Raw genomic sequence first — 10,859 nt, forward strand, 5'->3', positions numbered from 1 at the left:
TAGCGTCAGATTATCTGTCCATTTGCCACGATTGGCCAGGCATGGGTGGTCTGAGGACGGAGCAACGTTTCAGTGGTAGTTCTAAACCTGCTTGGCCCCTTCCATTTTTCCGTCGACCACAGCGATCACACGTCATTATTCAGCTACGACAAAGTCAAAGTGCTGGCGGCTGTTCTGTGCTTGGCTGATGGCAAAGCCAAGCACCGCGATTCGCTGGCGCAGATGCTCTGGCCCGATTTGTCCCGCGAAAAGGCCCTATCACGCCTGCGTCATGCACTGCATGTGTTGCGCAAGGCGCTGGGCAGTGCGGCGCCTCTTCTGCATACGACGCCGGAAGGGGGGCTCGCGATCCGTGCGGGTGTGATCCAGGTCGATGTTCTGAGCCTGCTCGCAGCGCAGCCGGATGAGGAACCCCTGCTCCGCGAGCGGTTGCGACGCTATGGCGGGCCGTTTCTGGCCGGAATCAAGTATCCGGACCAAGAGGTTTTCGGGGCCTGGCGCCAAAGCTGGGTTGATCGGATCGCCTTGGAGTTGCTGCGGCTGCGCTCACGCTGGGTTGAACTCGCACTGGCGTCGGAGCAGACCGAGACGGCACTGGCCATGAGCAAAGGCTGGGTGCAGCAATCTCCCGAGCAAGAGGCCTATCATCGACTGCTCATCAAGTTGTTGGTCCATGTGGGCGAACGGCAAGCAGCGCTTCAGGCCTATGCGCAGTGCGAACTCGCGCTAAGACAGCATCTGGGCGTCGAACCGAATTCGGAGACCCGCCGTCTGGTTGAGGCTGTCGGGCCGGGATCCCCGGCGTTGCCGGCTCCTGTCGACGCCTTGCGCTACCGAACCGTCGTGACGCTGGCCATTGCGCTCTCTTGGCTGCCACCGAAGGGAAAGGAAGAGGATCTGGACGCGGACCTTGTGCCGGACGAGGCCGTCGCCTATCTGGATTCCTGGCATGAGCAACTGGTCGAGATCGTGCGCCAGCATGGCGCCTGGCTCGGCCAGGCCGGCGGTTCCACGTTGCTGGCACATCTTGGCTTTCGAAACGGGCTATCCGCCCCGGTCACCCGGGCGGTGGAGCTGGCCTGCGCCATTCGGTCCTTGAAGACCCCTGACAGCATCAGCATCGGTCAGGCCTTGCACGTCAGTCTGGCCGTGGTGGACGAGCGCGAGGTCAATGCCAACAGTCTGTTTGGGCAGCTTGTCGTGCCCCTGGCCTGGAAGGCGGTACGGGGCGAGGTCTTGCTCAGTCCGCAAGCTGCCGCACGACTGGCGAACTGGCAAATAGAGCAATGTCGAAGGCGGGACGGCACCTATTTTGTTCTGGGGGAAGGCAAGTGGTTGAACGACCCCTTGTACGGATGCCAGCAGGAATTTGAGCAACTGGTCGGGCAATGGACCCAAAGCCGCAACGGGGGCAAAAGCGCTGTCCAGATCAACGGCCATATGGGCTTGGGCAAATCGCGTCTTGCAGAGGCTTTGATCGCCTACGTTGGTCGCGATGGCGGCCAATTGCTGAAGCTGGATTTCGACCAAAGCGATATGGTGGAGACCCTGGGGGCGTTCCTGGGCGCCGTGCGTCGGCGGGATCACGACCGAGCGGCAACCTTGCGGCCTCGGTTCGTCCAGTGCATGGGCTCATGGTTCGAGTTAGAGGCGGCGCAGATTCAGGAACTGGAAGCTAGGCTTGCAGACCGTGACACTGAGCCCGCTGGCCCGGTGGTGGAAGCGTTTCAGGTGTTGAAGGCGGTCGCAAGCCTGTTCGGGAAGCTACGGCGTCCGTTGCTGGTGGTGCTGGATCATGCTGACAGCCTGACCGAGGAAGCGGCCGCCTGTATGGCCGACGTCTGGAACGATTTACAGGCGCATCCGGCAGGCCTGCTGATGTTGGTGCTCTCGCGCCGGTCTTTGGCCAGCCCGGCATTTTCCGCCGCGCTCCAATTGCGTCCATTGTCGCGGGCCGACGCAGATAAGGCGCTTGCGTTTTATGCGCGCGGCCGACGGCTGACCGCCGACGTACGAAGCCGCATCCGGGAGCGAGGCAGCAGCAATCCCATGTTTATCAAGAACATGGTGCATTTGATGCAATTTGAAATGCCCATTGAGTACCTGCCCGGCGTGGCGGATCAATTGCTGATGGAGCTGGGAAGACTGGATGAGGACAGCCGCCGGGTGCTTTTCCTGGCAGCACTATGGGAGCAGGCCAGCCTACAGGGGATTGCGTTCGCGTGCGAGCTGCCGGCCGACATGGTGGAATCAACGGTCGCCGGCCTGGTGGATCGAGGGCTATTGTTTCCAGTGGTGCCAGGGTCTGTCGGTTGCGAGCCGGTGTTGCGGCAAGCCCTCAAGCGCCTCATCGGCAAAGAAGAGCGAAAAAATCTGTACGCCGGCCTCGCACGCTTCTTGATCCAGGCCGATCAGGCCGAGGACGTCATTGCGGCTTGTTTCACCGACGCTCAAAGTCCACAGGCAGCCCAGTGGTGGCGACGCGCAATCGATGCCGCCTTGCAAGCGGGACAAACGGGGCAAGCCGCAGACCATTTGTCGCAAGTGTTGAGCAGTTTGCAATACATGAGCGACGTCGAGCTGCGTCGCCAGTTCGAGCATGAGAGCTATGTGACGCTGGGGGTGCTGGAAATCAGCCAGGCCGGCCCGGCGGCTGAACCGGTTTCCCAGGCCTATGATCGTGCAGTCAGCCGCAACGCGAGCCCCTCTCAGGAGGACCTGCCGGTCCTCTGGGGGCAATGGGTGATGGAGCACGGTGCCGGCAGGTTGCCGAAGAGTCTGGCCTGCGCCAAGCGGCTGCAGGAATTGGCCCGACGGCTGGGTCAAAGTTCGTGGTATGGCTGGGGCTTATATGCCGAGGCACAGTATCTGTTCTGGAAAGGTCGGCCCCAGCAGTCTGAACTGCTATTGAACGAAGCATTGCTTGCCCAGTCGCAAATGGCGCCGCCGCCTTCGATGGCCAATGCGTTGGGGCATCACTGTGAGGCCCTGCTGTATAGCCAACTGGGACTGTCGCAGGTGCTTCAGGGGCGTTTCGACGAGGGCGAGCACAATGCCCGTCATGCGCTCGAGCTGGCCCGGCAAGGTCAGCCGCGTATCTCGGGGGTCATTGCCAATATTCAGATGCTTAGAATCCTGTATTTGCGAGGCCAATTGGAGACTCTGGCCGCCGGCAGCCAGGCATTGCTGAATGTATTGAAGTCGCAGTTGCCGGGCAGTGTGTGGTGCGCAGTGGTCGAAACGTATGTCCTTTATTGCACGCTGGTGCGGGGTGAAGAAGTGGGATCCGAGCTGGAACGCCTGTCTTCGCTTTTGCCGCAATTTGAAAGCAGCATGCCGCTGGCCATGGATGCGTTCCTGTGCATACTGGCCCGCTGCCATCTGTTCCAAGGCCATCTCGATCGCGCTCGCCAGGCGCTGGACCAGGTATGCGACATTGCCCATGAAAGGGCCTCGTCGCTGCTAATGCCCGAGGTGCAGTGCTTGCGAGGCGACCTGGCCTGGATGCAGTCGGACACGCAGGCGGCTCAGGCCGCCTGGGCGCTGGCCAGCCAGGAAATGGTTCGGTCGGGCCTGTACGTTTATGAAGGCTGGATCCAGCACCGGCGCAAGCGGCTTCCAGACCTTCTTGCTCGCGCGGACTGGATGCAACGCCAGCCCGGCTGGGCTCAGAACTGAATGTTGAAGCCGCCAAAGATCTGCCATTCGGGCACTCCCGCTCCCTTCTTTTCCACCGAGTATTGCGGCTCTATGAACGCGTTGACAGTGGATTTGCTTCCAAGCTTCATCACTTTTCCGATACCCAGGCCTACCGGCACATGGCGAGTGTGTTGCTCCAGGTCGAAAGTCCAGACGGCGCTGGAGCGCAGGTAGTAGCCATTGGGCAGGTTGTAGAACAAGGCCGGCTGGAAGGTCAGCATCCTGACCCTGTCACGATCAGAGTCTCCGGCGAACGATTGCTGGAAGGTCATCAGCCCGCCGGCCAACCCCCATGACCTGTTGGCCACGATGGCCGCGGCGCTGCCGATCTGCCATTTGCCCTGACCCAGGCGATCGTCGGAGGCAGTGGGCATTACCAGCATGGGGCCCATTCCATACGAGAAGTGCTCGCCGGAGCGCATGAAGATGTCCATCAGCGTGATGTCGCCCAGGCCCGACTTGCTGCCCAGCCGGTCATGGTGCAACGAGACGACAGGCACATTCAAGCGCCACAGTTGCGGCAGGCCGAAGGTCTTGTTGGGCAGCACTGCACGCACAACCGTCTGGTTCGCCCAGGCACCGTCGACATTGTGCAGTTTGGGCGCGTAATAGTCGTGCAAGCTCAGGAGTGGGCGCGGGCTGAGTGGGTTGTTGGCATCGTTCTGCGACTGTGCTTGCGCCTGAGCGCTTAGCAGGCAGGCCGTCAGGAGACATAAGGTGATCTTGTGCATATGGATTCTGTGCAATCGGATTCTTCAGTGAAAAACCGAAGGTAGGTTCCAGGCGTTGAAAAAGCATTTAATTGCCGAGTCTTTCGCGCGGGCGTTTTGCTGGCCCGTTTCAATCGGGTTGATCACAATGGCCCGTTTCATTGGTTTTTCACAAGGAGAAGCGCGTCATGGCAAATTCATTTGCAAGGGCCCTGCTGACGGCGGTACTGATAAGCTCGGGGGCCACGAGCGCCATGGCGGCGCCCGCCAGCCAAGCTACGCAAGCACGTCATGAAGAATGGATGCGTACGCTGCCCCTGCATGACACGCAGGACTTCGAGGACGCCCGCCGGGGACTGATCCACAGAGAGCCCAGCCTGCTTATCAAGGGCGAGGCCGGTAATGTCGTGTGGGACCTTGACTCTTACAAAAGCTTCGTCACCCCGGACAGCGATGCGCCCCCCACCGTGCATCCCGGCTTGTGGCGCATGTCGCAGCTGAACCTGCTGGACGGCCTGTACAAGGTGACCGAAAATATTTATCAGGTGCGTGGCTACGACTTGTCCAATATCACGTTCGTGCGGGGTCAAACCGGCTGGATCGTATTTGATGTCGGCACGTCCACCGAGACCGCCGCAGCGGCGTTTGCCCTGATCCGCAAGCATGTGGATTCCGCGCCGATCAAGGCGGTCATATACAGCCATTCCCATATTGATCATTACGCGGGCGTTAAGGGGGTTATTGATCAAAAGGCAGTGGATGCCGGCGAGGTGGAGGTGATTGCGCCCAAAGGTTTCTTTGAGCATGCCATCAGCGAAGGGGTGATAGCGGGCAACGCCATGAAGCGTCGTGCGACCTACATGTACGGCGCCTTCCTGCCTCGCGGACCAGAACATGGTGTGGGCTCGGGCCTGGGCATGACCAATCCCCTGGGAACAATTTCACTGATCGCGCCAACCCGCTCTGTAAGTACGACCGGGGAGACCCTTGTGGTCGACGGAGTCGAGATGGTGATGCAGCTGACGCCGGGCACGGAGGCGCCCGTCGAGATGAACACCTATTTACCTCAGTTCAAGGCGATGTGGATGGCGGAAAACACCACCAACACCATGCACAATATTCTTTCGTTGCGCGGCACCCAGGTACGTGATGCACGGCAATGGGCGCATTACATCAACGAAACCATGGATTTGTTCGGCGACCGTATCGAGGTGAAATTCCAGGCGCACCATTGGCCTGTCTGGGGCAAAGAGCGGGTGCACGACTACCTGACCAAGCAGCGTGATTTGTACAAATACACTCATGATCGTACGGTCAATCTGATGAACAAGGGCTACACCGGCGAAGAAATCGCCGACCTGATCGAGCTGCCCAAATCCTTGCGCGACCATTGGCCCGCGCGCGGCTATTACGGCACGCTGAAACACAACGCCCGCGCCGTGTATCAGTACTACATGGGTTGGTACGATGCGCACCCTTCCAGTCTGGATGTGTTGCCGCCCGAGCAGGCCGCGCATAAGTATGTGGAATACATAGGACGCGACAATCTTTTGAAACGAGCGCAACAGGATTACGAGCAGGGCGAGTATCGTTGGGTCGCCATGGTGCTGAAGCATGCCGTATTTGCCGACCCACAAGACCAACAGGCGCGGCTGCTGCTGGCCGCCGCCTACGAGCAGCTGGGTTATCAGGCCGAATCGGGGCCGTGGCGTTCAATATATTTGCAGGGCGCCCTAGAGCTGCGCCATGGAGCGCCCAATCTGCCCCAGCCGGTGAACAACAATGCAGACATGATTGCCGCACTGACACCCGAAATGCTCTTTGATTTGATGGCGGTGCGTTTGAACGAGGACAAGGCGAAAGACCGTACTTTGGCCGTCGCGTTTCGGCTGACCGACCTCAATCGCACCTACACCGTGACCTTAGGAAATTCCGTGTTGAACTACAGCATCGATTCCGATGTGCCGGCCGAGGCCACAGTCGAGATCACGCAGTCAGACTTCAAGCTTATTCAGGCCAAGGCCCTGGACTGGCAAAGCGCATTGCAATCAGGTCGGGCAAAGATACTGGGCTCCGCCCCCAAGTTAATGGAATTTGCCGGTCTGTTCGAAGAACCTCAGCTATGGTTCAACGTCGTGTCGCCCTAAGCTGCACGATGGCGCTCGAGTGCGGCACGTAGCGGTTAGCCGTACTTGCGCCTGATCATGCCGCCACGTCGTGTCGGGGAGGTGTCTGGCCCGGGTTACGGTCGTCATCGGGCGCAAGGCGTGGCAAGGCAGGCAAACCAAACTTGGCCCTTACTCTTTGGCAGTCCGGGTTCGCAGTGCCGTCTTGCTCCCAGGCGGGAAAGTCTCGGCAGGGAGAAGGACGCTGCTCATATATCGCGCAATGTATCCCCTCGTGCCCGATCTCGCCGCAAAGCGCTACGCAGCGCTGGCCCCCTTCTTCTGTGCCTTTCATGCAGGCGCGTAAGGGACCGATCTGGCTGACAAGGTCAGGCGGCACCGTCCCGCCGTTTTCACCTGCGATTTCGCCACAGTAAAAAGAGACGCGAAAATGCGCGCAGCATGCCCCACAGCTTAGGCATGGATTCGTATGAATGGCGTCGTTAGATGCCGTGTGGCTCCGCAAAATGGGGAACTGAGCCTGCGGTGGGCGACTGCGCTTGTCGTTCATGAGCGTTCGACACGAAAAAGGAGAGTGCGAATTTTACACCGGTGCTCATGTCGCCGACCGAGCGTATGCCGGTCGATACCGGGCTTGCCGCAATCTATCGATTTAGAGATCGGCGCGCGCTATGCGTGCGCGCCATTGGTGTTTTTTTCATAACGAACGCAGCCAGATCCGACAAGACGTTACTATGTGCGCGCGAAATCCCGCGTATTCGACACTTGTTCCGTTATGAAACCCACACAACTGTGCGCCGCGCTGGCGCTTGCCATCGCTCCGCTGTCTGTTTTCGCTCTGGAGCACCGATCTGTCGAAAATACGTCGAGGCGCAGCATTTTTGTGGCGCGCTTTTTCGAGACTGGCGACGGCTCGTTTGACGGTGACAAGGCGTCATTCTGGAGCTGGCAGGGTTACGAGGCATACAAGGACCAGGTTGTCGATGGCCTGAGCTACTGGGCAGAGATCCTGCAGCCCCAGGGCAATAATGACGCGACCATCGTCAATATTGGCACGGTGGATATGCCGGGCAATGCCTATGGGGGGTCGCCCCGGGCAAACGGCGGCCAAAGTGCGTTTACGCAGATGCAGCAAAACTTTTTCGGCCTGTCGCCTGCAACGGGCACGCTGCCTTTGGGCGGGCACGGTTTTTTTGGCCTGGGCCAGGATGACTACGCGCTGGATCCGGCGTTCACGCAAACGCCACTGACCGGAAAAGACAGTGTGTTCCTGACGGCCATACACGAAGTTGCCCATGGGCTGGGCGTTGCCATCAGCGCGGAAGACAGGGGCGCGCTGGATGTCTTTGAGCCGTATTTCGAAAGCCACCTGAACAGCTGGTCGCAGCTGCTGATCGACGATAACGGCAAGCCGGCGCGCGCGGGTCAGAAGATTCTTTGCAATGGCTGCAACCACTCGTACGACCCCGATGCGTTCGATGTGCGCCTGGACCAGGCGAGTCTGGTCGGCCCCAACATCGATCAGGTGCTGGCCGGCGGCCTGCGTGGTGTGCCCGTTAAAGTACGGGACGACGATGGCGACATCGACCCTAACCTCATGAGTCATATCGAGCTTCGAAACAGTGTCATGAGCCACCAGGGATACCGTAACTATACGGGCTTCATGGAAGCTGAACTGGCTGTGCTGCAAGATCTGGGTTACACGATTGACCGGGCCAATTTTTTCGGGCGATCGATTTATGGCGACGGCCTTCACCTGATGAATACCCAAGGTTATTTTGGGCGAAATGCCGCCGGCACACAGTATCTTCCTGGTCAGTACAACCAGGCCACGCTGGGCCTGGGCCTGCATATTTACGGCAGCAACAACCATGTCGGGCAAGCGGTTGATCTGCTGGCGGCCGGGTCGGGAGCGGCGGGTATACGGGTGGATGGCGAGAACAACACAGTTATCGTAGACCCCGGCGTCAACATTCATGCGAATGGCTTGAACGGACAAGGCATACAGTTTGCATACGGTCGCCGGCATACGCTGGTTCACCGAGGCGACATCCAGGCCACCGGCTTGCAGGGAGTGGGCCTGCGTTTTGATTTTGGCACCAATGCGCTCGGCAGCGCAGTCGAGAATCGTGGTTCGTACATACGCAGCGTCGATGGCGTCGATCAACCATTACTGCCCGAGCTCGACGGCCCCCTGGTTCAGCAAGCCGACATTACCGGCCGCGTCGCAGGCCGGCAGGCGGCCATTCTTATTTCCGACAATGCCTACGTCGGACGTATCAATCTGATGCAAGGCGCCCGCATTGAAGGCGACATTGTTTCGCGCTATGCACAACGCGACGACCACAACCAGTTGCGCCTGACCACGCTTTCTTTTGGCCAGGCCGCCGACAGCCTGGGCCGCAGCACCGGCCGGCCCGAGGCGGCATTTCGCCTGAATTACGCCGGCAACATCACTGGCAAAGACAATCTGGCCCTGTCATTTGACGGCGGTGAAACCCGGTTGAACGGCACGTTGCAGGTCTACAGCGCCACCGTCCAGGAAGCGGCCACATTGGGCGGCAATGCCCGTTTCGATCTGGCCACCGGCAGTGCCTTGATCAACGCTGGCACGCTGGCGCCCGGCAACTCCATCGGGCGCATCAGTGTGAACGGAGACTTCCGGCAGACAGCAGCGGGTCGCCTGGTGGCGGAATTCGACGGCAACGGCACCCACGACGTGCTTGCTGTCAGCGGAAATGTTGACCTGGCCGGCACGCTGGAACTGGTGCCTTTGGCCGACTGGTATCAAAGCTCTTGGTCGGTCGACACAAATGCTGTTGTGGAAGCGGCCAGCCGCAGCGGAAATTTCAGCGCCACACAGATCGCTCGTGTATCGCCCACCTTGCGATTTGGCGCCGCGACCTTGGGCGCCGAGCGCTACCGGTTGACGGCCACCCGGGCCGAGAACGCCTACAGCCAATATGGCCGTGACGCCAACCAGCGAGCGGTCGGGAGCGCCCTGTTCAACCTGGCGTCCGCCGGCCCTGCACCAGCGCAAGCACTGTTCCGGGAGCTTGATTTCTCGACAGGGGACGGTTTACAGATACCTGACGCCCTGGCCCAGCTTTCACCGGCCGGCTACAGTGCAGCGATGGCCGCTTCCCTGATGCGTGAGCGTACACTCATGCAAGCTGCTCACGAAGGCCTGAGCCAGAGCACGCGACGCCCCGGCACCGACTGGCAGGGCTACGCCTTGGCGCTCGGCTCAGATGCCGATCAAGACGCTGGTGGTTCCATGGTGGGCTATGACGCCAACCTCTATGGCCTCGTCATTGGAACCGGCCGCAGGCTGGCGTCGGCACCTGAGTTCGCGGTTGGCGCCCAACTTGATATGTCAGAGCTGTCGGTAGAGGTGGATTCCTCTTACCCAGGCACGAGCAAAGCCACCGCGTTCGGTGTTGGTGCCCACGTTCAGTACCGCCCGAGCGCAACGCAGGGCTTTTTTGCTTTCAGCGGCCTGCGCCTTGGCCTTGAGCAGGCCGATATGCGTCGGCAGATTGTCATCGGTAATTACCAGGCGACACATTCGTCCGAGGGGACGGGTCACAGTCTGTCGTTGGGCGTGGGCACAGGCTACCTTTGGTACCTGAACCCGTCGTTCTCGGTAAGGCCATTTGCCACTATGAACTATGCCTTGGTGTCACGGCCCTCGATCGACGAATCGGGCAATGCGGCAACACGCCTTCATCTGGACAGCATGCGCGCAGACGGTTTGCGATCCAGCCTTGGCCTGACGGCGTCCTGGAATCGTTCCCAAGGCGATGGCAGCACCTTGGGCATGCATGTCGACATCAGCTGGAATCGCGAATGGCTGGACCGCAACCTGACTCAAGCTGCGCATTTCGGGATTGCACCCGTAGAGACGACCTTTGATACCCGCAATAGTGTGTTGCCGCGCGACACGATGGGCCTGCGGGCCGGCGTTACGCTGCAGCGCAGCGAGCGGCTATTGATCGGCGCCGATCTAAGCTCACAGTTGGGAAACGGGTATTCGTCGCTGCAGGGGCAAGTGAATCTGCGCTGGACGTTTTAGGGGGCAACGATTGCCGTACCGCCTTTCATGGCGAAAATGTCGTCGTTGAAAACAGCTGGGGTAAGGGCCGGCAGCAAGCGGTACCGCGTTCTACAAGCCCAGCTCTTCAATCAGAGTCTTGTGCTCGGCCGTTTCGCGTCGGATGATGTCGTCGAACTCTTGGGGAGATGTGGTCGTGGGCGTGAAGGACATCTCTTCAAGAGTCCGGCGTACCTGGAGGTCTTCCATGATGTGAGCCACATCGGCCGC

Annotated in this window: 5 protein-coding genes; 3 read left to right on the forward strand and 2 right to left on the reverse strand. The window is 60.0% G+C overall.

Going from position 1 to position 10,859, the window contains the following annotated elements:
- Nucleotides 1–72 precede the first annotated feature (72 nt).
- On the forward strand, nucleotides 73–3,678 hold the full coding sequence (locus VL003_RS05380) for an ATP-binding protein (protein WP_325440334.1): 3,606 nt from the start codon (nucleotides 73–75) through the stop codon (nucleotides 3,676–3,678).
- Here the strand turns inward: VL003_RS05380 and VL003_RS05385 are convergent.
- The gene (locus VL003_RS05385) at nucleotides 3,669–4,430 is read right to left on the reverse strand and encodes a hypothetical protein (protein ID WP_325440336.1); all 762 of its coding nucleotides are present in this window, start codon (nucleotides 4,428–4,430) and stop codon (nucleotides 3,669–3,671) included. The two genes, VL003_RS05380 and VL003_RS05385, sit on opposite strands and share 10 nt — an antisense overlap.
- A 167-nt stretch (nucleotides 4,431–4,597) precedes the next feature.
- Between VL003_RS05385 and VL003_RS05390 the strand changes: the two genes are divergently transcribed.
- Nucleotides 4,598–6,556: an alkyl/aryl-sulfatase gene (locus VL003_RS05390; RefSeq protein ID WP_325440338.1), complete on the forward strand. Its 1,959-nt coding sequence runs from the start codon at nucleotides 4,598–4,600 to the stop codon at nucleotides 6,554–6,556.
- A gap of 55 nt (nucleotides 6,557–6,611) precedes the next feature.
- On the opposite strand, the gene VL003_RS05395 is transcribed toward VL003_RS05390, so the two are convergent.
- Nucleotides 6,612–7,085: a YkgJ family cysteine cluster protein gene (locus tag VL003_RS05395; protein WP_325440340.1), complete on the reverse strand. Its 474-nt coding sequence runs from the start codon at nucleotides 7,083–7,085 to the stop codon at nucleotides 6,612–6,614.
- A gap of 225 nt (nucleotides 7,086–7,310) precedes the next feature.
- On the opposite strand from VL003_RS05395, the gene VL003_RS05400 reads away from it, so the two are divergent.
- Entirely contained in the window at nucleotides 7,311–10,610 is a 3,300-nt protein-coding gene (locus VL003_RS05400) for an autotransporter outer membrane beta-barrel domain-containing protein (protein WP_325440342.1), read from the forward strand.
- The last annotated feature ends 249 nt before the right edge of the window (nucleotides 10,611–10,859 follow it).

The organism is Pusillimonas sp., from assembly GCF_035515275.1.
In the GTDB taxonomy this organism is placed as follows: domain Bacteria; phylum Pseudomonadota; class Gammaproteobacteria; order Burkholderiales; family Burkholderiaceae_B; genus Pusillimonas.